General features: G+C 70.0%; 21 protein-coding genes and 3 pseudogenes. 15 read left to right on the top strand and 9 right to left on the bottom strand.

Translation table 11 applies throughout. The annotated features are described in order from the left end of the window. Positions 1-193: pseudogene (locus ACIPJI_RS27905) on the bottom strand (IS701 family transposase); the annotation flags it as partial. A 334-nt stretch (positions 194-527) separates the two neighbouring features. Here ACIPJI_RS27905 and ACIPJI_RS27900 point away from each other — a divergent pair. Next, entirely contained in the window at positions 528-1,328 is an 801-nt protein-coding gene (locus tag ACIPJI_RS27900; protein ID WP_402249541.1) for an alpha/beta fold hydrolase, read from the top strand. Positions 1,329-1,470: 142 nt separating this feature from the next. Here the strand turns inward: ACIPJI_RS27900 and ACIPJI_RS27895 are convergent. The 3 genes and pseudogenes from ACIPJI_RS27895 to ACIPJI_RS27885 form a co-directional block, all read right to left on the bottom strand. Further along, a pseudogene (locus ACIPJI_RS27895) lies at positions 1,471-2,346 on the bottom strand (IS5 family transposase). A 66-nt stretch (positions 2,347-2,412) separates the two neighbouring features. Then, positions 2,413-3,176: pseudogene (locus ACIPJI_RS27890) on the bottom strand (IS5 family transposase). Positions 3,177-3,287: 111 nt separating this feature from the next. Then, on the bottom strand, positions 3,288-4,121 hold the full coding sequence (locus tag ACIPJI_RS27885; RefSeq protein WP_356620232.1) for a hypothetical protein: 834 nt from the start codon (positions 4,119-4,121) through the stop codon (positions 3,288-3,290). A gap of 194 nt (positions 4,122-4,315) precedes the next feature. Between ACIPJI_RS27885 and ACIPJI_RS27880 the strand changes: the two genes are divergently transcribed. Then, complete coding sequence (locus tag ACIPJI_RS27880) at positions 4,316-5,284, top strand: Ku protein (protein WP_402249539.1); 969 nt, start codon at positions 4,316-4,318, stop codon at positions 5,282-5,284. A gap of 247 nt (positions 5,285-5,531) precedes the next feature. Here the strand turns inward: ACIPJI_RS27880 and ACIPJI_RS27875 are convergent, their stop codons facing one another. Beyond that, positions 5,532-6,689 (bottom strand): hypothetical protein, encoded by a 1,158-nt coding sequence (locus tag ACIPJI_RS27875; RefSeq protein WP_402249537.1) that lies wholly within the window; start codon positions 6,687-6,689, stop codon positions 5,532-5,534. A 217-nt stretch (positions 6,690-6,906) separates the two neighbouring features. Here ACIPJI_RS27875 and ACIPJI_RS27870 point away from each other — a divergent pair, with 217 nt between their 5' ends. After that, positions 6,907-7,365, top strand: coding sequence for a nuclear transport factor 2 family protein (locus ACIPJI_RS27870; protein WP_402249536.1), 459 nt, complete (start codon positions 6,907-6,909; stop codon positions 7,363-7,365). Here the strand turns inward: ACIPJI_RS27870 and ACIPJI_RS27865 are convergent. Then, positions 7,323-8,489 (bottom strand): flavin-containing monooxygenase, encoded by a 1,167-nt coding sequence (locus ACIPJI_RS27865; RefSeq protein ID WP_402249533.1) that lies wholly within the window; start codon positions 8,487-8,489, stop codon positions 7,323-7,325. The genes ACIPJI_RS27870 and ACIPJI_RS27865 overlap by 43 nt on opposite strands. Positions 8,490-8,552: 63 nt before the next feature. Between ACIPJI_RS27865 and ACIPJI_RS27860 the strand changes: the two genes are divergently transcribed. Continuing rightward, positions 8,553-8,870, top strand: coding sequence for a helix-turn-helix transcriptional regulator (locus ACIPJI_RS27860; RefSeq protein ID WP_307705284.1), 318 nt, complete (start codon positions 8,553-8,555; stop codon positions 8,868-8,870). A gap of 21 nt (positions 8,871-8,891) precedes the next feature. On the opposite strand, the gene ACIPJI_RS27855 is transcribed toward ACIPJI_RS27860, so the two are convergent. After that, positions 8,892-9,257 carry an ArsR/SmtB family transcription factor gene (locus tag ACIPJI_RS27855; RefSeq protein WP_402249531.1) on the bottom strand — a complete coding sequence of 122 codons (366 nt, stop codon included), beginning with the start codon at positions 9,255-9,257 and terminating at the stop codon, positions 8,892-8,894. A 74-nt stretch (positions 9,258-9,331) separates the two neighbouring features. Here ACIPJI_RS27855 and ACIPJI_RS27850 point away from each other — a divergent pair, with 74 nt between their 5' ends. The 11 genes from ACIPJI_RS27850 (at position 9,332) to ACIPJI_RS27800 (ending at position 19,330) form a co-directional block, all read left to right on the top strand. Beyond that, a complete protein-coding gene (locus ACIPJI_RS27850; protein WP_402249529.1) occupies positions 9,332-9,502 on the top strand; it encodes a hypothetical protein in 171 nt (56 codons plus the stop codon). Positions 9,503-9,544: 42 nt separating this feature from the next. Next, the gene (locus ACIPJI_RS27845) at positions 9,545-10,906 is read left to right on the top strand and encodes an NAD(P)-binding domain-containing protein (RefSeq protein ID WP_402249527.1); all 1,362 of its coding nucleotides are present in this window, start codon (positions 9,545-9,547) and stop codon (positions 10,904-10,906) included. 33 nt (positions 10,907-10,939) lie between these two features. Beyond that, positions 10,940-11,422 (top strand): ArsI/CadI family heavy metal resistance metalloenzyme, encoded by a 483-nt coding sequence (locus tag ACIPJI_RS27840; RefSeq protein WP_402249526.1) that lies wholly within the window; start codon positions 10,940-10,942, stop codon positions 11,420-11,422. Between the two features lie 228 nt (positions 11,423-11,650). After that, positions 11,651-13,087, top strand: a complete 1,437-nt coding sequence (locus ACIPJI_RS27835; protein ID WP_402249524.1) for an MFS transporter — start codon at positions 11,651-11,653, stop codon at positions 13,085-13,087. A 216-nt stretch (positions 13,088-13,303) separates the two neighbouring features. Further along, positions 13,304-14,170 (top strand): HipA family kinase, encoded by an 867-nt coding sequence (locus tag ACIPJI_RS27830; protein ID WP_402249522.1) that lies wholly within the window; start codon positions 13,304-13,306, stop codon positions 14,168-14,170. Continuing rightward, positions 14,167-14,550: a DUF3037 domain-containing protein gene (locus ACIPJI_RS27825; protein WP_356620251.1), complete on the top strand. Its 384-nt coding sequence runs from the start codon at positions 14,167-14,169 to the stop codon at positions 14,548-14,550. The genes ACIPJI_RS27830 and ACIPJI_RS27825 overlap by 4 nt, the downstream gene beginning before the upstream one ends. Positions 14,551-14,718: 168 nt before the next feature. Then, the gene (gene fabG, locus ACIPJI_RS27820; protein ID WP_189470121.1) at positions 14,719-15,480 is read left to right on the top strand and encodes a 3-oxoacyl-ACP reductase FabG; all 762 of its coding nucleotides are present in this window, start codon (positions 14,719-14,721) and stop codon (positions 15,478-15,480) included. A 17-nt stretch (positions 15,481-15,497) separates the two neighbouring features. Further along, on the top strand, positions 15,498-16,277 hold the full coding sequence (locus ACIPJI_RS27815) for an SDR family oxidoreductase (RefSeq protein ID WP_402249519.1): 780 nt from the start codon (positions 15,498-15,500) through the stop codon (positions 16,275-16,277). A gap of 127 nt (positions 16,278-16,404) precedes the next feature. Then, complete coding sequence (locus ACIPJI_RS27810) at positions 16,405-17,979, top strand: ABC transporter substrate-binding protein (RefSeq protein WP_356620254.1); 1,575 nt, start codon at positions 16,405-16,407, stop codon at positions 17,977-17,979. A 79-nt stretch (positions 17,980-18,058) separates the two neighbouring features. Next, positions 18,059-18,742 (top strand): uracil-DNA glycosylase, encoded by a 684-nt coding sequence (locus tag ACIPJI_RS27805; RefSeq protein WP_356620256.1) that lies wholly within the window; start codon positions 18,059-18,061, stop codon positions 18,740-18,742. A 117-nt stretch (positions 18,743-18,859) separates the two neighbouring features. Next, positions 18,860-19,330: a hypothetical protein gene (locus ACIPJI_RS27800; RefSeq protein WP_307705232.1), complete on the top strand. Its 471-nt coding sequence runs from the start codon at positions 18,860-18,862 to the stop codon at positions 19,328-19,330. 22 nt (positions 19,331-19,352) lie between these two features. Here the strand turns inward: ACIPJI_RS27800 and ACIPJI_RS27795 are convergent, their stop codons facing one another. Further along, positions 19,353-19,874, bottom strand: coding sequence for a DinB family protein (locus tag ACIPJI_RS27795; RefSeq protein WP_373465250.1), 522 nt, complete (start codon positions 19,872-19,874; stop codon positions 19,353-19,355). 31 nt (positions 19,875-19,905) lie between these two features. After that, positions 19,906-20,520, bottom strand: a complete 615-nt coding sequence (locus tag ACIPJI_RS27790) for a TetR/AcrR family transcriptional regulator (protein WP_402249516.1) — start codon at positions 20,518-20,520, stop codon at positions 19,906-19,908. Between the last annotated feature and the right edge of the window lie 16 nt (positions 20,521-20,536).

The following is a 20,536-nucleotide window of genomic DNA, read 5'->3' as shown; positions in this document are numbered from 1 at the left end:
GGTCCGGACCCGCATGCCCGGCCTCCTCCGCCAGCGTCCAGCCGTTCTTCCGCTCCAACGGAGCTACCAGCCCCTGCATATACGCAAGCGCCGACCCACGCGGCTCCGACCTGGCAAAGCGGTGCACGAACCGATCATGCAAAGCCTTCAACTCACCCGCCCGCGAACGGGCCTCAACAACATCCCCACCCATGGACAACCCAACGACCCACCTGCCCAACCGTCACGGCAAAGACCGTTGCAGTACTAGGCCCTGTATCGAAAGTGGATCTCGATGGGAGGTTGAGCTCGTTCTGTGGCGTGGAGAGACCTGACGGTTAATCAGCACGGTCCGGGGTGCCACCGTGACGCCGGACCTCGAAGATCGTTTACCGTGCGTGATCTACTCCGGCACGCCGCTCAAGACGCCGCATCTCCCCGCCGAGACTGCTCCGCCAGCGGGCGAGCCACTTGTGCGAGCACATCGTTGGCAGGGCTTCTCCTGCGAATCACGTGTGATCCGCGCATCCGCCCCTCGATTCCCGCCCGTGCTGATCATCGGCGGTGCGTTCCAGCGCAAGGAGTCCTGGGGGCGCTGTGAAGAGGTGTTCCTCGGGAGCATGGACGTGTTCACCGTCGACCCCCCGGGCTGGGGGGCAGCCGACTTGCTGCCCGAAACCTACGGCGTCGACTTCCTCGCCGACGCGGTCTGCCACATGCTCGATGAGTGTGATGCCGGTCAGGTCAACGTGCTCGCCGGCTCCTACGGAAGCGCCATCGCCTACGAGATCGCCCGCAGGTACCCGGACCGGGTGGGGCGCATGGTCCTGGTCGGCACGATGATCGCCATCCCGGACCACGCACGGGCCGCGATGCGCCGCACTCTGGAACACCTGGCCGCCGGAGACATGGAGACTTACGCGCACGTCACGCTCGACCTGCTCATGACGCCCGAACGCCTCGCAGACATCCCCAACGGCGCCCGCATCCGCAGACTGCTGCTGCGCCGCATCACTAACATCTCCGAGGCGGAGGCGCACCAGATGCGTGCCAACACCCTGCGCCTGCTCACCCATCAGGCTCTCGATACCCGCCAGCCGCCTCGTGCGCCGGTTCTGACCGTGGCCGGCGAGTACGACTCGTTCACCACGCCGGAGCTGTGCCGCCAGATGGCGGCGGCGTGTGCCGACAGTTGGCACGCGGAGGTCCGCGACGCCGATCACATGGTCATCCTGGAACGGACAGCGGAAGTCGCCGACTTGATCACCCGGTTCCTTGCCGGGGAGCCGCTACACGGACTGCCGTACTGCCGCAGCGTTGAGCGAGTGTCAACAGGCGTCACCGGGTGAGCAGTCGCGATACGGAATATACCGCTGAGTGCGCCCGTACGACGCAGCGTGATCACAGCACGGTCGTCGTCTTTGAGGAAGACTGCTACAGCTTCACCCCGCCGGCCTGTCCCTGCCTCGCCGGTGTATCGCCACGTGCTGATTACAGCCACTCCTTGATGGCTGCTACGAGGACAGTGGCTTCATAGCGGACCGCGAGCTTGTCGTAGCGGGTGGCCACGGCCCGATGACGCTTGAGTCGGTTGATTCCGCCTCGACCGCGTGGCGCTCGCGGTAGTCGACCGCGTCAAACGTGGCGGCCGGCCGCCACGCGAGCCGAGCTTCTGGCGATTACGCGCTTGGTCCGTCTTGTCCGGGATGGTGATGCGGATACCCCGGCGGCTCAGGTAGGCGCGGTTCTTCCGAGAGGCGTATGCCTTGTCCGCCCGGACTCGGTTGAGGCGCACGCGGGGTCGGCCCGACCCGATGCGAGGCACGCGGACCTTCTCCAGCACGGGTTCGAATTGCGGCGAGTCGCCGCGCTGTCCCGCCGTGAGCACGACCGACATGGGCTTCTGGCCCTGTTCGACGGCCAGGTGCAGCTTGGTGGTGAACCCGCCACGCGAGCGTTCAAGGGCGTGATCACCAGGCTCGGCGAAGACCCCGCCTGGTGGTTCCTTCTGCAGGTCACCTTGCTTGCGGGCCCCGGCCGCGTGCTGATGAGCGTCGCGGCACACCGTGGAGTCAACGCTCAGGTCCCACGTGATCACACCCTTCGCGTCGGCCAGAGACTGGAGCCGCGTGAAGATTCTGTGCCAGATGCCGTCCCGCTGCCACCGGCGGAACAGGTCACAGATCCGGCCCCACGGTCTGTACTCAACGGGCACGTCCCGCCATGGAACACGGTACGGACCCGAAATCGTATGCCGTCGATCAGCCGCCGCCGAGGCCAGACGGGCGGCCGCCCCGTCCTCCTCCCCTTCGGCAACAACGGCTCCAACACCGCCCACTGTTCATCCGTGAGATCTCCCCGCCCCATGAACCGTGATTACCCAACGCTCAAGATCCACTTTCGACACACGGCCTAGGAGTTGTCGTCAAAGTGTCACGCCCACATCAGGAGTGAGGCGAGGGTGACGGCTGCTTGGTAGGACTCGGCGGTCTTGTCGTACCGGGTGGCGATCCCGCGCCACTGCTTCAGGCGATTGAAGCACCGTTCCACGACGTTGCGCCGCTTGTAGACCTGCTTGTCGAAGGCCGGCGGGCGGCCGCCCCGGCTGCCGCGCCGGGCCCGGTTGCCGACCTGGTCGACCCTCTCCGGAATGGTGTGCGGGATGTTCCGGCGCCGCAGCCAGGTGCGGATCGCCTTGGAGCTGTAGCCCTTGTCGCCGATGACATGGCCGGGCCGTACCCGCGGCCGCCCCGGCCCCAGGCGGGGTACCCGTATCGCCTCCATCACGGCGGTGAACTGGGTGCAGTCATTGGTGTTGCCGCCCGTGACCACGAAAGCCAGGGGGCGGCCCAGGCCGTCGCAGGCCAGATGAATCTTGCTGGTCAGCCCGCCTCTGGAGCGTCCGAGCGCCGGGCTGCGGCGCCCCCTTTTCGGGCGCCGGCCGCGTGCTGGTGGGCCCGGACGATGCTGGAGTCGACCGACACCAGCCAGTCGACGTCCCCCGCCGCGTCCGCCCGGGCCTGCGCGGTCTGCAGCATCCGGTCGAACGTGCCGTCCGCCGCCCAGCGGCGGAAGCGGGTGTGCAGGCTGGCCCAGGATCCGTACCGCTCGGGCACATCGCGCCAGGCCACCCCGGCCCGGAACTTCCACACGATCCCGTTGAGCATCGTCCGGTCGTCCAGCCGAGGCCGCCCCATCGACGTCCGGGGCAGCAACGGCCGCACGAAGTCCCACTCGGCATCGGTCAGTTCATGGCGACGTATCACCCGACCATGATCCACCAACCAAGATCACATTGACGACAGACCCTAGACGCCGTCCGCGCTGCGGCTGAGATCGCCGCCAGTGAGCGCGTCCACCACCACCAGGACCAGCAGGGCCACGCCGCCGAGCGAGCAGAGGAGCAGGAACGAGCCGAGCACCGAGTTCAGGAGGCGCAGGTGTGGGGCCTGCGGCACCAGCACGTCCGCAGGATCGCGCGGGTCGTAGCTGACGGTGACGTACGGGCCGTCGTCGCCGTGCACGAAGCCCCGGTACGTGCCGGTGCCGTCCATGTACACGTACGCGCCCGGCGTCGCCGCTGCCTTGGCGGTCACGGTGATGCCGTGCCGGCGCAGCCACCGCTCGCGCAGCCACCGACGAACCGTGTACATGCCGATCCCGAGACACACCCAGGTGATACCGCCGATCGGGAGCATGACGATGACCGACGCCGCGGTGCCTGCCAGACCTGCGACCACGGTGAAGGCGACGAGCGCCACGAGGAACCCGAACATGCCCCACAGAAGCCGGCGCACGAACCTCTGGTGCCAGGTCGGGGTGAGGGTGCGGACGACGGTCAGGGCGGTGCCGTCGGTTTCGTCGTCCTCCCGTTCCGGGAGCATCGCGTTCACTCCGTCGGCGAAGACGGCGGCGGCGGCCTCGCTCACGTCCTCCACCTGGTAGACGGTCGGGGCGGTCCCGCGCGGGGCCCGCAGTTCGATCGTCACCGTCCTGCCCTCGGCGCGTACCCGCGCGACGGCAGACGGCACGAAGGTGACCTGCTCGCGCGGGCGGTCCAGGACAAGCGCGTCCCGGTCGGCGGTGAGGACGGCGCCGCCGCGGCCCTTCAGGACGGGGAGAGAGGATGGAGTGATCGACATGAGCATGATCGTAGAGCGGGCGGTCCGGAGCCTTCAGCCCCTCGGTGCGGCCGCGACCAGCGGGCCGGCGCCGCACAGGCAGGCGGAGCAATCCTCGTGGCAGGTCGGCCGTCCTCATGACAGCGTGATGGAGAATATGACGCGAGAATTGAGTACCTGCATGACAGTGCTCGGGGCCGTACGGGAGGTTGCTCATGCCCCGTCCCATCTGGTCCGGCGCCATCAGCTTCGGGCTGGTCACGATTCCGATCAAGGTCGTGCCCGCCACGGAGAACCACAACATCTCATTCCGGCAGGTCCACCTGGAGGACATGGGCCGGGTGCGCTACCGCAAGGTCTGCGAGCTGGACGGGAAGCAGCTGTCCGACAACGAGATCGTCAAAGGCTACGAGGTCTCCAAGGACCAGTTGGTCGCCGTGACGGACGAGGACCTGGCGGAGATTCCGCTGCCGACGGCGAAGGCGATCGAGATCGTTGCGTTCGTGCCGGCGGGGTCGATCGACCCGGTACGGATCGGCGACTCGTACTACCTGGAGGGTGACGGTCAGGTCGCGGCCAAGCCGTACAAGCTGCTGCGGCAGGCACTGCAGCGGTCGTCGAAGGTCGCCGTGGCCAAGTTCGCGCTCCGCGGCCGTGAGCGCCTCGGACTGCTGCGGGTCAAGGACGACGCCCTGGTCCTGCATTCGATGCACTGGCCGGACGAGATCAGGTCCCCGGAGTCGCTGGCGCCGCCGGCCGTGGAGATCGACGATTCTGAGGTCGACGGGGCGATCGCGCTCATGGACGCGATGGGGGAGGAGGACATCTCCCGCTACACCGACCACTACCGCGAGGCCCTCGAGGAGCTCATCGCCGCCAAGGCCGAAGGCAAGCAGCCCGCCCCCTCCGCGGAGGCGGCAGAGCCGGGCGGCCAGGTCGTCGACCTGATGGCCGCCCTCAACGCCTCCGTCACGCGGGCACGCGAGTCCCGGGGCGAGGGCGGGCATGCCACCGTGCACGAGATGCCCGAGCCGAAGAAGGCCGCGGCCAAGAAGACGGCCAAGAAGACGCCCGCGAAGAAGACCACGGCCAAGAAGATGACCGCCGGGACCACGGCCAAGACCGCCGCCAAGAAGGCCACTGCGAAGAAGGCCACCGAACGGCGGAAGCCGCGGGCCTCCTAGGGCCTCTCGTTTGGATCATGCCGGGCTCGCGAGCCCTGGCACGCACGCTCGCCGCGTTGTCGTCGGTCGGCATGGCTCCGCCATGCCTCCCTCCTCCGCCTTGCGATCGCACGCACCAGACCCCGCTCCCTGATCCGGCCTGATCCAAACGAAAGACCCTAGCCTGCGACGATGCCCGTCCCCGTGACTCGGCCGCTCATCACCCCCCGGGCCGGACAGGTCGGCATCGGCGCCTTCTGCGAGTCGGCTAGAAGAGGCCGGTGCGCATGGGCTGCGTCAGGTCGTCGAAGATCTCCCGCAGCCATGGGCTGCGGACGGCCGGCAGCCGGGCCAGGGTGTGGTGGAACGTTGCCCAGTCGGCCCGGAACGGGTAATGAGGGCGCGGCGGGAGCAAGTCGTCGAAGTCCCGCCGCCAGCCGCTGCCGCCGCTCAGGCGGCGGCCGACCGGCTCGCGGAGGACGTCGTCGGGTACGCGGCCCGACGGGGGAACCGGTAGACGCGGCTGGGGGGAGACCAGCCACAGCCACACCCCGAACGGCAGCGGCACCGGGTATGCCGATGCAGCCGGGCCGGTGGGGGTCCAGGTCCGACCCGTCTGCGGCTGGACCGGCACGAGCAGGATGTCGGCGCCCGCGTCGGGGGCGGGCCGTCCCGGTCCGGCCAGGACGGCCCGCCGCTCCTGAGGACCTGCGGGCAGCAGGGCGTCGAGGGAGCTTTGGAACACCTCCTCGGTCATGCCGTCCGCGACGGTCACCGGCTGTCCTTCGGAGGCCGCCAGCAGGTGGGCGAGCGCCCGGCCTGCTGCCGCCTCCCATTGCGGGCTCCATGACCAGTGGTGGCTCGCCCCGAGCGGTGACCCCCATGGGGCGATCGGCTCGAACGGGGGTGTGCTCTTCCCCTCCTCCGTCAGCTCCTCCCAGGAGAGTGGCTCGGCGTCGGCGCCGTCGACGAGGAGGCGGCGGACGGCGTTCGGGGCGAGCCACACCGCCTGCCAGAGGGAGCAGTCGTCGATCCTGGTCGCCACGAGCAGGCCGCACGCCTCACAGACCATGTTGGGGCCGTCGGCCCCTGCAACGCCGCAGCAGGCGCCACCCTGCTTCTCGCGGAGCAGCAGAACGCCGCGGATGTCTCCGGGCGCGATGACGAACGCGCCGGGCGCGCCGTCGGACAGGGCGTGGACCGGCGCGTAGACCCCGCGGACGGCTGCCTCGTCCGGATCGATCCGCTCCCACTTGCGCCACGGCGGCCCCCAAGGCTCCGGGTCGACGGCGAAGGTCCCCGACTCCATGAGCACCGGGAGCTGGGTCCCGTTCCCGTAGCTCTGATGGGCGTGGGCCGGAAGGGAGACCTGGGACAACGGGGCGGTCAACTCGGCGCCGCACCCCGCACACACGAAAACGAACAAAGATCCTCCGCCTGGGAACTGAGGCATCGTCGCAGCTCGCCGGCAGTCCGCCAACGTGTTTTCGTCCGTCACGGTCGGTGGGGCATCAGCGTGTGGCAGCCGTGATCCAGGGGTCATTACCCCTGGTGTAATCGACCGCTCTCCCCTCCCCGGGCAGGATCGAGGGCATCGACGGGAACCCCCGCCGGGATCCGGCCGCAGCCGCGAGGAGAGCGCCATGTCCGTCAGGTCCACTGCCACTACGGCGAGTGCCGCCGCCACCGAGAGTTCCGTCGCCGACGCCACTCGGGCCGTGGTGCAGGAGTTCCTCGCCGCGCGGGTGGCCGGGGACACCGCGCGGCTCGTCCCGCTCTTCGCCGCCGAGGTCGGCTGGCTGCTCGCCGAGAACCCAGCCGTCCCCTGGATCCGCCCGCGGTCCACCGCCGCCGAATGCGCCGCTCAGGACACGGAGCTGATGGAGTACACCGTGCCCGAGGACGCGCGTGCCTCCGTCGACACCTTCCTCATCGACGGCGCCGACGCCGTCCTGATGGGGCACTTGTCGGGGACCGTACGCGCGACGGGAAAGTCCTTCGAGGGCCCGTTCGCGCTGCACCTCACCGTCCAGGACGGCCGGATCACCCGGCACCACCTCTACGAGAACAGCCTGTCGATCGCCGAGGCCTGCACCCCGTGAGCGCGGGGCGGCCGTGCCCCCGGCCCTCGGGGATCCGCAGCTGACCGTCGATCGGCCGTGACGGCAGCCGGGGGCGCGCCGCGCTTCCGGACGAGCCGGGACAGCACGTGCGCCGCGTCGCGGCCCACGCCGCGCAGCGTCTTGGAGGAGAAGCTTCGCTGGAACTCCATGCCGACGAACCCGAGCGCCGGCACGCCGGTGGCGATGCCGCCGCGGTGCCGGGGCAGGCCGTCGGCATCCAGGGCGCCGCTGCCGGCCAGGTAGGGGAAGGCGACGCGGTAGCCGGTGGCCCAGACGACCGCGTCGATCGTTTCCTTGGTGCCGTCGGCCCACAGCACGCCGTCCTGGGTGAGGCGGGTGAACATCTCCCGCCGGTCCACGCCGTACTCCTCCAGGGCGGTGCGGTAGTGCCCGTCGTCGAGGACGGAGACCGGCAGCTTCCCCAGCAGCCGACGCAGGGGCGCGGTGTCGAAGCGGGTGTGCTCGAACCACCAATGCACGTCCCGGCCCAGCGGGCGCTGGGCCGTCCAGCCGATGGGGCGGCGGGTGGCGAGCGTGGTGTCGGCGACCACGCCGAGCTCGGCGGCGATCTGCACAGCGGAGTTGCCGCCGCCCACGACCACGACCCGCCGGCCGGCGAGAGGTTCGGGCCTGCGGTAGTCGGCGGCATGCAGTTCCTGCCCTGCGAACTCGTCCCGCCCGGGCACGTCGGGCACGTACGGGCTCGTGTGGTCGCCGGTCGCCGCGACGATCGCCCGTGCCGTGAACTGCCTGCCGTCTTCCGAGCTCACCAGCCATGTGCCGTCCCGGCGCGTCACGGAGGTGACACCGATCGAGGTGCGGATGTCGGCGGGAATGCGGCGGGCGTAGTCCCGCAGGTAGTCGACCACCTCGTCCCGCGTCGGGTAGCGGTCCGGGTCGCCGGGGAAGTGCATCCCGGGGAGGGACGAGTACCGGGCGGGGGAGAAGAGGGTGAGGCTGTCGTAGTAGCGCGGCCAGGCCCCGCCGACCTGGTCGGTGGCTTCCAGCACCAGAGGGCGGGCGAAGCCGTGACGGGGCGCGAGGGCGGCGGTGGCCAGGCCGGACTGGCCTGCTCCGATGACGATGAGGCCGGCGTGCTCCATGAGATCGTGGACCCTTCCAATACATCGTTGTTTCGGGAACTGCCGAAATGTTGGGACGGGACTGTGGCGACTGGAAGCGATGCGGGGACGGCGGTCGACCGGGCGACGGCCGACTTCCTCAAGGCGCTGGCGAGCGAGACCCGCCAGTTGGTCATGCGGCAGTTCGCCGGCGGGAGGGAGCTCAGTGTCGGTGAGATCGCCGAACGCTGCGGACTGAAGCCGTCGACCGCCTCGGAGCACTTGAGCCTGCTGCGCCGCGGCGGCCTGGTCCTCTCCCGCAAGGAGGGCAAGCAGGTCTTCTACCGCGCGGACGGCACGACCATGGCGAACCGTCTGGACGCGCTCAAGGAGTACCTGCTGCGCTGTTGCCCGCCCGGCTGACGACGGCCCGTACGGGACGGGTCAGACGCGCAGGTCGAGCATGGCGGACATCGCCGCCACCACGGACGGGGCGACCTGGTAGTACACCCAGGTGCCACGCCGCTCGCAGGTCAGCAGGCCGGCCTCGCGCAGCTTCTTCAGGTGGTGGGAGACGGTCGGCTGCGAGACGCCGACATCGGCGATGTCGCACACGCACGCCTCGCCGCCCGGGTGCGAAGCCACCTTGGAGAACAGGCGCAGGCGCACCGGGTCCGACAGTGCCTTGAACATGCCGGCCATCCTCTCCGCGTCCGCCTGCGAGAGCTCCCCGGCGGTGATCGGAGGGCAGCAGGGCACGGCGCTCTCACTTTCGAGGACGGGCAGCTCCACCACTTCTGATTTCGACATGTGTCTATGTTGACACCCGTCGATACGGGTGGCAAGCTCCGGTGTATCGACAGACATCGAAACAGGGGGTTGTCATGACGACAGCGATCCGCACCGCGCTCAGCGCCGCCAAGGCGCGCCGCACCGCCCGCGACCTGGCCGGCGTCAGCTTCTGTGACAGCTGCGCCCAGGTCAGCGACAGCGCCGGCCGAGCAGCGGAAATCCGGGCGCACGCTCAGCTGACCGCGCTCATCCACGCCCGCTGACCTGTCCGCCGACCACCCTTCGCACCGAGGAGACCCACCGCCATGAGCACCCAGCAGCTCCCCGTCATCGTCGTCGGAGCCGGCCCCATCGGACTCGCCGCAGCCGCCCACCTGCTGGAGCGCGGCATCGAGCCCCTCGTCCTGGAAGCAGGCGATGCTGCCGGCGCCGCGGTGCGCGAGTGGAGCCACGTGCGGCTGTTCTCCACCTGGGGCGAAGTCGTCGACCCGGCTGCGGAGAAGCTGCTGGCACCGACCGGCTGGGTGCGGCCCGACCCGGCGACGTACCCGTCCGGTGGGGACTGGGTCGAGCAGTATCTCCGCCCGCTCGCCGCCGTCCTCGGTGAGCGGGTGCGTCCGGGTGTCACCGTCACCGGCGTCGCCCGCGCCGGCCGTGACCGCGTGGTCGACGCCGACCGTGAGAGCCGGCCCTTCGTCGTCCATGTCGAGTACGCCGACGGCCGCGAGGAGCGTCTGACCGCCCGCGCCGTGATCGACGCCTCCGGCACCTGGACCACCCCCGGTCCGGCAGGCGGCAGCGGCCTGCCCGCCCTCGGCGAGAAGGCGGCGGCCGACCGCATCACCTACCGCGTCCCCGACCTCAAGGACCCGGCGGTACGGGCCCGTTACGCGGGTCGGCGCACCGCGGTCATCGGCTCAGGCGCCTCCGCCTTCACCGCTCTCGCCGGCCTGGCCGACCTGGCGAAGTCCGACGACGGCGCCGGCACGCACGGCGTGTGGATCCTGCGCCGCGGCATCTCCGGCTCCACCTTCGGCGGCGGCGAAGCCGACCAGCTCCCCGCTCGCGGCGCCCTCGGCCTCGCCGCGAAGTCCGCCGTCGACGGCGGCTACGCCGACGCCGTCACCGGCTTCCGCACGGAGGCGATCGAACGCGACGACGACGGCCGGCTGGTCCTCGTCGGCGACGACGGCCGCCGCCTCGACCCCGTCGACGAGGTCATCGTGCTCACCGGCCTGCGCCCCGACCTCACCTTCCTCGACGAGCTCCGGCTGGGCCTGGACGAGCGCCTTCAGGCCCCGGTCGCACTCGCCCCGCTGATCGACCCCAACCAGCACTCCTGCGGCACCGTCTACCCGCACGGCGTCAACGAGCTCTCCCACCCGGAGAAGGACGTCTACCTGGTCGGCATGAAGTCCTACGGCCGCGCCCCCACCTTCCTCGCCATGACCGGCTACGAGCAGGTCCGCTCCGTCGCCGCGTCCCTGGCCGGCGACCAGGAGGCCGCCGAACGCGTGGAGCTGACACTCCCCGAGACGGGCGTGTGCGGCGGAGCGGGGCTGTTCGACGAGCCCGAGACCGCGCAGGCCGACGGCGGTGGCTGCTGCGCGGCCCCCGCCACACTCCAGATCGGCGTCGGCGCCCCGGCCGGCTCCGGCGGCTGCTGACGCTGGGCCACCCACCCGAACAGGAGGACCGTCATGTCCCGCATACAACTCGCCCTGCGCGTCCCCGACCTGACCGCATCCGTCGCCTTCTACACGAAGCTCTTCGGCACCGAGCCGGCCAAGCTCCGTGACGGCTATGCCAACTTCGCCGTCGCCGAGCCCCCGCTCAAGCTCGTCCTCATCGAAGGCTCGGAGGGAGAGGACACCCGCATGGACCACCTCGGCGTGGAAGTCGACAGCACCGAGGCCGTTCACGCCGCCACCACCCGCCTGAGCGAGGCAGGGCTCGCGACGGCGGAGGAGAACGACACCAAGTGCTGCTACGCCCTCCAGGACAAGGTCTGGGTCCACGGCCCAGGCCAGGAGCCGTGGGAGGTGTATGTCGTCAAGGCCGACGCCGACACCCTGGCCAAGCAGCAGGGCAGTCCGTGTTGCTCAGGCGAGGCCACCGCCGACGCCCGCGACTCCGTCGCCGCCGACGCCCGCGACTCCGTCGCCGCCGGCGGCTGCTGCTGACCCTGCACCGACCTTCACACCTGTGAGGCCGCGACCGGACGGGGACCGGTCGCGGCCTCGCGCTGTCTCCGCGCTCATCACTTCGCCCCTCACGGCCCCTGCCTCCCGTGCCGCCTGTCTGCCGGCCGGAATCGGCGACGAATTCTTGCCTTCACATACCCCTAGGGGGTATCTTTCAAAAGAAACTGCGGTACCCCCCGGGGGTACAAGCTCAAGGGAGATTCGGTCATGCCAACGGTCAATCCCTGGCGGTGGTGGGCACTCGCCGTGCTCGCAGCCGCCCAGTTCATGGTCATCATGGACACGTCGATCATCGGGGTCGCGCTCCCCGAGATGCAGAAGGACCTCGGCTTCTCGCAGGGCGAGCTCCAGTGGGTCTTCAACGCGTACGTCATCGCCTTCGGCGGCCTGCTGCTCCTCGGCGGACGTCTCTCCGACCTGCTCGGCGCACGCAAGGTGTTCAACGCCGGTTGGGTCGTCATGATCGCCGGCTCCGTCGTCGCCGCGGCGGCCCAGACCGCCTGGGTCGAGGTCCTCGGCCGGGCGGTCCAGGGTGTCGGCGGCGCCCTCATCGCGCCGGCCGCGATGACGCTGCTGATGATGCTCTTCGGGCACAACCCGAAGGAGCTCGGCAAGGCGATGGCCCTCTACGGCGCCGCCGCGCCCGCGGGCGGAACCGCCGGTGTGTTCCTCGGCGGCGTGTTCACCGAGTGGCTGAGCTGGCCGTGGGTGTTCATCATCTACGTCCCGATCGGCCTGGCGACGCTCGCCGCCACCAAGCTGCTGCCGTCCGTGGAGAGCCGTCGCGGTTCGGTCGACGTCATGGGCGCGGTCGCCGTCACCGCCGGCCTGGCGCTCACGGTCTTCGCCGTCGTCCGGGCGCCGGAGGTGGGCTGGGGCTCGACCGGCACCGTGCTGCAGCTGACCGGAGCGGCCGCGTTGCTGATCCTGTTCTTCTTGATCCAGAAGTCGGTGCGCGAGCCGCTCATGCCGCTCGGCATCTGGCGTGTGCCGCGGCTCGGTCCGGCCAACCTGGCCATGACGCTGCTCGGCGCCGCGTGGATTCCGATGTGGTACTTCCTCAACCTCTACCTGCAACAGGTGCTCGGCTACGGAGCCTTCGCCTCCGGCGCCGCGCTGCTGCCCATGACCGTGCTCCTCATGATCTTCATGACGGCCATCACGGCCCGACTGATGGGCAGGTTCGGGGCCAAGCCGCTGATCGCCGGCGGTCTGCTGCTCCTCGCCGCCGGTCTGCTGTGGCTGTCCGCCGTGGAGCCGACCGGTACGTTCCTCGTCGACGTTCTGCCCGCGTCGCTCGTGGCCGCACTCGGTATGTCGCTCGCCTACATCCCGGCCATGATGGCCGCGATGTCCGGTGCCCCGCAGGAGCAGGCCGGTCTCGCGTCCGGCATCGTCAACACGACCTACAACGTCGGTTCGGCCCTCGGTCTGGCCGCGCTGACGGCGGTCGCCATGTCGCAGGGAGCCGGCGAGCCGGCCGACCTGCCCGCACTCACCGACGGCTTCTCGTCCGCGTTCGTCGGCGCCGCTGTGATCGCCGCGGTCGGGGGCGTCATCACCCTGCTGCTCATGCGCGGGGACAAGGCCGCCGCGCAGGCCCAGGCAGCGCCCGCGTCGCACGGTGAGCAGGTCGGCGTCTAGCCGATGGGCTGCCACGCGGTCGGGGGAGTGCACACGTCCGACACCGAGGGACCGCCCGATGTCTCAGGCAGACATCGGACGGTCCCTTTCCGTGCGGGGCACAGCCCGACCCGACCGGAAACGAATCCGCGGAGTCGGCGGAGGGCAGAGGCGCGGAAGTGATGGTTCCGGCCACGGCGTTGATCCTGAAGTACAGCAACCGGATAGCCTTGGAAAATGCTTACAGAGGTCACCGCGACCCGTTACGTCACGCCCCTGCGCGAGGGCGGTTCGCTCCCCGGGATCGTCGAGGCCGACGATCTCGGCACGTACGTCATGAAGTTCACCGGTGCCGGGCAGGGGCGCAAGACCCTCGTCGCCGAGGTCATCTGCGGGGAGCTCGGGCGGCGGCTCGGGCTGCGGGTGCCCGACCTCGTCACGATCCAGCTCGATCCGGTCATCGGTCTCTCGGAGCCGGACCAGGAGGTGCAGGAGCTCCTCAAGGCCAGCGGCGGGCTGAACCTCGGAATGGACTTCCTGCCGGGGTCGCTCGGATTCGATCCGCTCGCCTACGAGGTCGGCGCGGCCGAGGCCGGCAAGGTGGTCTGGTTCGACGCGCTCATCAACAACGTGGACCGGTCCTGGCGCAACCCCAACATGCTGGTGTGGCACGGGGACCTCTGGCTCATCGACCACGGCGCCACCATGATCTGGCACCACAACTGGCCCGGCGCCGCCACCTCCGCCGCCAAGCCGTACGACGCGTCCGACCACGCCCTCGCCCCCTTCGGCCCGGACGTCGAGGCGGCCGCAGCCGAGCTCGCGCCACTGGTCACGGAGGAACTGCTCACCGAGGTCGCGGCGGACGTGCCCGACGAGTGGCTGGTCGACGAGCCGGGCTTCGACTCCACCGACGCGCTGCGCCGTTCCTACGTCGAGGCCCTGCTGCCACGTGCCGCGACGATCCACGAGCGGATCACGCTGAACGCCCCGACGAAGTCCCGGCCGTCCCAGGCGCCCGGCTGGCTGACCGACCATGCGACGCCGTGGCCGCACGCCGCGAAGAAGCACGCGCACACGGACGAGAAGGACGCACACCGGTGAACGACCGCGATGTTTTCGAGTACGCGCTGCTGCGCGTGGTGCCGCGGGTCGAGCGCGGGGAGTGCTTCAACGCGGGCGTGGTGGTCTACTGCCGCGCCAGGACCTTCGTGGCCGCCCGCACCCACCTGGACGAGGCGAAGCTGCTGGCGCTCGACCCGGAGGCCGACGTGACCGGGGTACGGGCGGCGCTCCACGCCGTGGAGGGCGTCTGCCGGGGCGGCGAGGCCGCGGGGCAGGCCTCCCGTGACGACGCGGGCCGGCGCTTCCGGTGGCTGATCGCGCCCCGGTCCACCGTCGTCCAGCCGGGACCGGTGCACACCGGGCTCACCACCGATCCGCAGGCGGAGGTGGAGCGGCTGCTCGACCTGCTGGTGCGCTGACGGACGCGGCTGATCGATGTGACATGCGCCGTGGACCCCTGGTGCCGTTGACACCGCGTGCCAGGGCTTCTAGCGTCCTGTCTGCCGAAGGTACTAAGCGGTTGCTCAGTGAAGGGCCGTGAACGTCGGCACAGGGATTGACGGGCTTCAAGGGCGAGGAGAACCAGAATGTCCACCACCGAGCAGCGTGTGGCTGTCGTTACCGGGGGCGCGCGCGGCATCGGCGCCGCCACCGCCGTCCGGCTCGCGGCCGACGGCCGGGCCGTAGCCGTACTCGACCTCGACGAGGCGGCCTGCAAGGACACGGTCGAGAAGATCACCGCAGCCGGCGGCAAGGCGCTCGCGGTGGGCTGCGACGTCTCGGACGCCGCCCAGGTGGAGGCCGCCGTGGCGCGCGTCGCGGCCGAGCTCGGCGCGCCGACGATCCTGGTGAACAACGCCGGTGTGCTCCGCGACAACCTGCTCTTCAAGATGAGCGAGTCCGACTGGGACACCGTCGTCAACGTGCACCTCAAGGGCGCGTTCCTGATGGCCAAGGCCTGCCAGAAGCACATGGTCGACGCCGGCTTCGGCCGGATCGTCTCCCTCTCCTCGTCCTCGGCGCTCGGCAACCGCGGCCAGGCGAACTACGCGGCGGTCAAGGCCGGCCTCCAGGGCTTCACCAAGACCCTGGCCAAGGAGCTCGGCAAGTTCGGCATCACGGCCAATGCCGTCGCCCCGGGCTTCATCGTCACCGAGATGACGGCGCAGACGGCGGCCCGCGTGGGTATGGGCTTCGAGGAGTTCCAGGCCGCCGCCGCGACCCAGATCCCCGTCCAGCGTGTCGGCCGGCCCGAGGACGTCGCGAACGCGATCGCCTTCTTCGCCGGTGAGGACGCCGGATTCGTCTCCGGCCAGGTCATGTACGTGGCCGGCGGCCCGCTCAACTGAATCGGGGTTCGAACGACATGGCAGCACAGACAGCAGGGGCGGGACAGGTCGTGGACAGCGGCAAGGTCGCGCTGGTCACCGGCGCGAGCCGGGGCATCGGGTACGGCATCGCCGAGGCGCTCGTCGCCCGTGGCGACCGGGTGTGCATCACCGGCCGCGGCGAGGAGGCCCTGAAGGAGGCCGTGGAGCGCCTCGGCGCCGACCGGGTCATCGCGGTGGCGGGCAAGGCCCACGACGAGGCCCACCAGGCGGCGGCGGTCGAGCGCACCATGGAGGCCTTCGGCCGCGTCGACTTCCTGGTCAACAACGCCGGCACGAATCCGGTCTTCGGCCCGATCGCCGAGCTCGACCTGAACGTGGCGCGCAAGGTCTACGAGACCAACGTGATCTCCGCCCTCGGCTTCGCGCAGCAGACGTGGAAGGCGTGGCAGAAGGAGAACGGCGGTGCGATCGTGAACATCGCCTCGGTCGCCGGTGTCTCCGCGTCGCCCTTCATCGGCGCGTACGGCATGAGCAAGGCGGCCATGGTCAACCTGACGCTTCAGCTGGCGCACGAGCTCGCGCCGTCCGTGCGCGTCAACGCCATCGCTCCCGCGGTGATCAAGACCAAGTTCGCGGAGGCGCTCTACGAGGGCAGGGAGGCCGAGGCGGCCGCCGCCTACCCGCTGGGGCGGCTCGGGGTGCCGGCGGACATCGGCGGCGCGGCCGCGTTCCTGACCTCCGAGCAGTCGGACTGGATCACGGGGCAGACTCTCGTCGTGGACGGCGGTATCTTCCTCAACGCGGGCGTCCACTGACGCCGGGCGGACCGCCCTGAGGCGGTTTGTTCCTGAATGATCCAAGTGCCCCGCCGGGCCGTCAGGTTGACCCGGCGGGGCGCTGCGGTATGGTTCGCCGACCCATGGCTGAACGAGGAGCGTGCACGTGTTCTACCGGACCTGTCTGCAGGCCGCTGCAGCCCTAGCGTCCATATCTCTGCTGGCGGGGTGCGGCCTGTTCTCGGACGAGGACGCCGACCGTGAACAGAAGATCTCCGTCGGTACCACCAGCGAGCCGAGCACTCTCGACCCGGCTGCCGCCTGGGACGGTTCGTGGGAGTTGTACCGGAACGTCTTCCAGACCCTGGTGAGCTTCCCGACGGGGAGCGCCGTGCCGCAGTCCGACGCCGCCGAGTGCCGCTTCGCCGACTCCGGCAACAAGGTCTTCGAGTGCGAGCTCAAGGAGGGCCTCACTTTCACCAACGGCGACAAGCTCGACGCCGCCGCGGTCAAGCACTCCATCGACCGCATCCGGACCATCGCCGTGCAGGGTGGTCCGAAGGGGCTGCTGGGGTCGCTCGACAAGGTGGAGACGACCGGTGACCGCATTGTGACCTTCCGGCTCAAGACGTCCGACGCCACGTTCCCGTTCATCCTCGCCACCCCGGCCATGTCGATCGTGCCGCCCTCCGAGTACCCGGCCGACAAGCTCCGTGAGGACGGCAAGCTCACCGGCTCCGGTCCGTACGCCCTGGCCTCGTACGAGAAGGGCGACCGGGCGGAGCTGACCCGCTTCGCCAAGTACAAGGGCTTCGCCAAGATCAAGAACGACGCGGTGACGATCCGCTACTTCCAGGACTCCGCTCTGATGATGACGGCCCTGAAGAAGCAGGAGATCGACGCGATCAACCGTGGTCTGACCGCGGAGCAGGTCGTCGAACTCCAGGAGAAGAAGCCGGAGAACGACCACCTCCAGCTGGTCGAGACGGTCGGCGCCGACATCCGCTACCTCGTCTTCAACCCGTCCGACCCCAACGCCGGCAAGCTGGCCGTGCGCCGCGCGATCGCGCAGATCGTCGACCGTGGCGCGCTTGTGGAGAAGGTCTACAAGGGCACTGCCGAGCCGCTGTACTCGATGGTCCCCAAGGGCATCGCCGGGCACACCACCGAGTTCTTCGACCGGTACGGCGAGCCGGACGTCAAGAAGGCGGAGGAGATCCTCGAGGACGCGGGCATCACCGAGCCGGTGCCGCTGAGCTTCTGGTACACCACCGACCGGTACGGCTCCGCCACGGCCCCCGAGTTCGCCGAGATCAAGCGGCAGCTCGAAGCCACCGGCCTGTTCAAGATCACGATCCAGGGCAAGCCGTGGGAGGAGTTCCAGAAGGGCTACCAGGCGGGCCAGTACCCCGTCTTCGGCCGTGGCTGGTTCCCGGACTTCCCGGACCCGGACAACTTCATCGCACCGTTCGTCGGCCCGAACAACGTCCTCGGCACCCCGTACGACGCACCCGAGATCTCCGAGCAGCTCGTGCAGTCGCGGCGTGAGAGCGACCGCGGAGCGGTCACCAAGCAGTTCGAGAAGGCGCAGGAGATCCTCGTCGACGACGTTCGCCTGCTGCCGCTGTGGCAGGGCAAACTGTACGTGGCGGCCAGCGAGGAGATCGGCGGTGGCGAGCGTGCCCTCGACCCGCAGACCGTCATGCAGGTGTGGGAGCTGTACCGCAAGGCCAGCTGGTAGCACTGTCAGTGCCCCCGGGTAGGTTCTGAGATCCCGGTTCCGGGATCTCGGAACCGGCCCATCGACGGAGGTTGTTGACGTGACCGACACCGACATGCTGCCCGAGTCCTGGCGCGGCGTCCTCGGCGAAGAGCTGCAGAAGCCGTACTTCAGGGAGCTCACCGAGTTCGTCGAGAAGGAGCGGGCCAACGGGCCGGTGTATCCGCCGAGCGCGGAGGTGTTCGCCGCACTGGAGGCCACGCCGTACGAGCAGGTGAAGGTGCTCATCCTCGGCCAGGACCCGTACCACGGCGAGGGCCAGGGGCACGGCCTCTGCTTCTCCGTGCGGCCGGGTGTCAAGACCCCGCCGTCCTTGCGCAACATCTACAAGGAGATGCAGAGCGAGCTCGGCCATCCGGTCCCGGACAACGGCTATTTGATGCCGTGGGCGCGCCAGGGCGTGCTGCTGCTCAACGCGGTGCTGACCGTCCGGGCCGGCGAGGCCAATTCCCACAAGGGCAAGGGCTGGGAGAAGGTGACCGACGCGGTGATCCGCGCGGTGGCCTCCCGGCCGGACCCGGCCGTCTTCGTCCTGTGGGGCAACTACGCGCAGAAGAAGCTGCCGCTCATCGACGAGGAGCGGCATGCCGTGGTGAAGGGGGCGCATCCCTCACCGCTGTCCGCGAAGAAGTTCTTCGGTTCCCGGCCGTTCAGCCAGATCAACGAGGCCGTCGCGGCGCAGGGTCACGACCCCATCGACTGGCGCATCCCCGACCTCGGCTGAATCGGCGCACCCGGCTGACAGGCTCGGGCCGCAGCCCGAGCCTGTGCGGGATCGGCCCCGGCGGCGGTTAGCGTCGGTGTCCTCAAGCAGCACTTCGCCGCGGACGAGGAGGCCACAGTGATGGAGCAGCAGGAGGCGTCGCAGGACATCGTCATGACCCGGATCGGGCAGGCGATGATGCTGTTGCACGGGGGCGACCGCGAGGAGGCGCGTAATCGCTTCGCGCTGCTGTGGTCGGAGATCGGCGAGGAGGGGGACGCCCTGCACCGCTGCACCCTCGCCCACTGCATGGCGGACGTCCAGGACGACCCGGCGGACGAACTGGCCTGGGATCTGCGCGCCCTGTCGGCGGCCGACGGGCTGAGCGACGAACGGCTCGCCCGGCACCAGACCCTCGCGGTGCGGGCGCTGTATCCCTCGCTCCATCTGAATCTGGCGGCGGACTACGTCAAGCTGCACCGCCCCGAGGAGGCGCGCGCCCATCTGGACCGGGCACGCGCGTCCACGGACGCCCTGAGCGACGACGGTTACGGTCGCGGGGTGCGCGCGGCCATCGAGCGCCTGGAGCGCACCCTGGGGGCCGGCTGAGCCGCCTGCCGTCCCCGCCCGGTCACTCGCCCGTGGCGCCGTCGATGTGCTCGCGCAGCAGATCGGCGTGGCCGTTGTGGCGCGCGTACTCCTCGATCATGTGGGTGAGGATCCAGCGCAGGCTGAACGCCTCGCCGCCGCGGCTGCGGGACACGGACAGGTCGTCGAGTTCATGCGCTTCGGTGACCTTGCGGGCGTCGGCGACCTGGGTGAGCCAGGTCGTGTGCGCCTCGGCCCAGGTGTCCTCTTCGGTGACATGGAAGTCCCCGTCCCGGTCCTCCTCCGTGGAGTACAGGTCGGGCAGGTCCTCGTCGTCCATGATCTCGCGGAACCAGTAGCGCTCGACCTCGGCGAGGTGGCGTACGAGCCCCAGCAGGGTGAGCTCCGAGGGCGCCAGTGAGGCCGTTCGCAGCTGTGCGTCGTCAAGACCGGCGCACTTCATGATCAGGGTCTCGCGATGGTAGTCCAAGAAGCCTTCCAGCATGGCGCGTTCGCCGGCGGTGGTGGACGGCTCGGTACGTGTATCAGTGGTCATGGCGATCATCCTGCGTCACCACCCGCCGTGGTGCCAGGAGTTATTCGCTTTGTCCGGCTTGTGTGCCGAGCAGGCCGCGCAACAGCTCCTGGAAACCCTTTCGCAGTTCTTCCAGGCTCGGTACCGCCGCGTGGTAGGAGCCGACGGCGCAGGCGAACATCAGCCCCTCGCACCATGCGACGAGGGACAGTGCGTGACGTTCGGGCTCGGGCGAACCCGCCTCGGCCATCAGTGCGTTGAGCGGGGCGCGGAAGCGGCTGCCCGTCCGGTCGTAGAACTCGCGCAGCTCCGGGCGCCGGGTGGCCTCCAGGGCCAGTTCGTAGCGGGCGACGAGCAGTTCGGGGTGGTCGGTCAGATAGCGGTGCAGGGCGAGCGCCATGGCGTCCAGCAGGTCGCCCCTGCCGCCCCGTGCGGGCGGCATCTCCGCCACGGTGAGGACGGCCGCCTCGCGGTCCGCCAGCCTGCGTACCGCCGCCTCGAGCAGGGCCTGGCGGGTGCGGGCGTGGTTGGAGGTCGAGCCCTGCGGCAGGCCCGCCGCCTCGTCCACGGCACGGTGGGTGAGCCCGCGCATCCCGCGCTCGGCGAGGAGGGCGAGCGCGGTGTCGGCGATGAGTTCTGCCCGAGGGGCGCCGGGCGGGGCGGTGCGTGCGGCCATGCGATCAATCTACCGC

This window comes from Streptomyces sp. NPDC086835 (assembly GCF_044745705.1).
Taxonomy (GTDB): Bacteria; Actinomycetota; Actinomycetes; order Streptomycetales; family Streptomycetaceae; genus Streptomyces.
Note: the sequence above shows the minus strand (reverse complement) of the source record. Positions and strands in the feature narration are given on the sequence as shown.

Excerpts from the sequence above, each read along its gene's own strand:
- ACIPJI_RS27885 (WP_356620232.1), bottom strand. The coding sequence starts at position 4,121 with ATGTCGATCACTCCATCCTCTCTCCCCGTCCTGAAGGGCCGCGGCGGC.
- ACIPJI_RS27880 (WP_402249539.1), top strand. The coding sequence starts at position 4,316 with ATGCCCCGTCCCATCTGGTCCGGCGCCATCAGCTTCGGGCTGGTCACG.
- ACIPJI_RS27870 (WP_402249536.1), top strand. The coding sequence starts at position 6,907 with ATGTCCGTCAGGTCCACTGCCACTACGGCGAGTGCCGCCGCCACCGAG.
- ACIPJI_RS27865 (WP_402249533.1), bottom strand. The coding sequence starts at position 8,489 with ATGGAGCACGCCGGCCTCATCGTCATCGGAGCAGGCCAGTCCGGCCTG.
- ACIPJI_RS27855 (WP_402249531.1), bottom strand. The coding sequence starts at position 9,257 with ATGTCGAAATCAGAAGTGGTGGAGCTGCCCGTCCTCGAAAGTGAGAGC.
- ACIPJI_RS27850 (WP_402249529.1), top strand. The coding sequence starts at position 9,332 with ATGACGACAGCGATCCGCACCGCGCTCAGCGCCGCCAAGGCGCGCCGC.
- ACIPJI_RS27845 (WP_402249527.1), top strand. The coding sequence starts at position 9,545 with ATGAGCACCCAGCAGCTCCCCGTCATCGTCGTCGGAGCCGGCCCCATC.
- ACIPJI_RS27840 (WP_402249526.1), top strand. The coding sequence starts at position 10,940 with ATGTCCCGCATACAACTCGCCCTGCGCGTCCCCGACCTGACCGCATCC.
- ACIPJI_RS27835 (WP_402249524.1), top strand. The coding sequence starts at position 11,651 with ATGCCAACGGTCAATCCCTGGCGGTGGTGGGCACTCGCCGTGCTCGCA.
- ACIPJI_RS27830 (WP_402249522.1), top strand. The coding sequence starts at position 13,304 with ATGCTTACAGAGGTCACCGCGACCCGTTACGTCACGCCCCTGCGCGAG.
- fabG (WP_189470121.1), top strand. The coding sequence starts at position 14,719 with ATGTCCACCACCGAGCAGCGTGTGGCTGTCGTTACCGGGGGCGCGCGC.
- ACIPJI_RS27815 (WP_402249519.1), top strand. The coding sequence starts at position 15,498 with ATGGCAGCACAGACAGCAGGGGCGGGACAGGTCGTGGACAGCGGCAAG.
- ACIPJI_RS27795 (WP_373465250.1), bottom strand. The coding sequence starts at position 19,874 with ATGATCGCCATGACCACTGATACACGTACCGAGCCGTCCACCACCGCC.
- ACIPJI_RS27790 (WP_402249516.1), bottom strand. The coding sequence starts at position 20,520 with ATGGCCGCACGCACCGCCCCGCCCGGCGCCCCTCGGGCAGAACTCATC.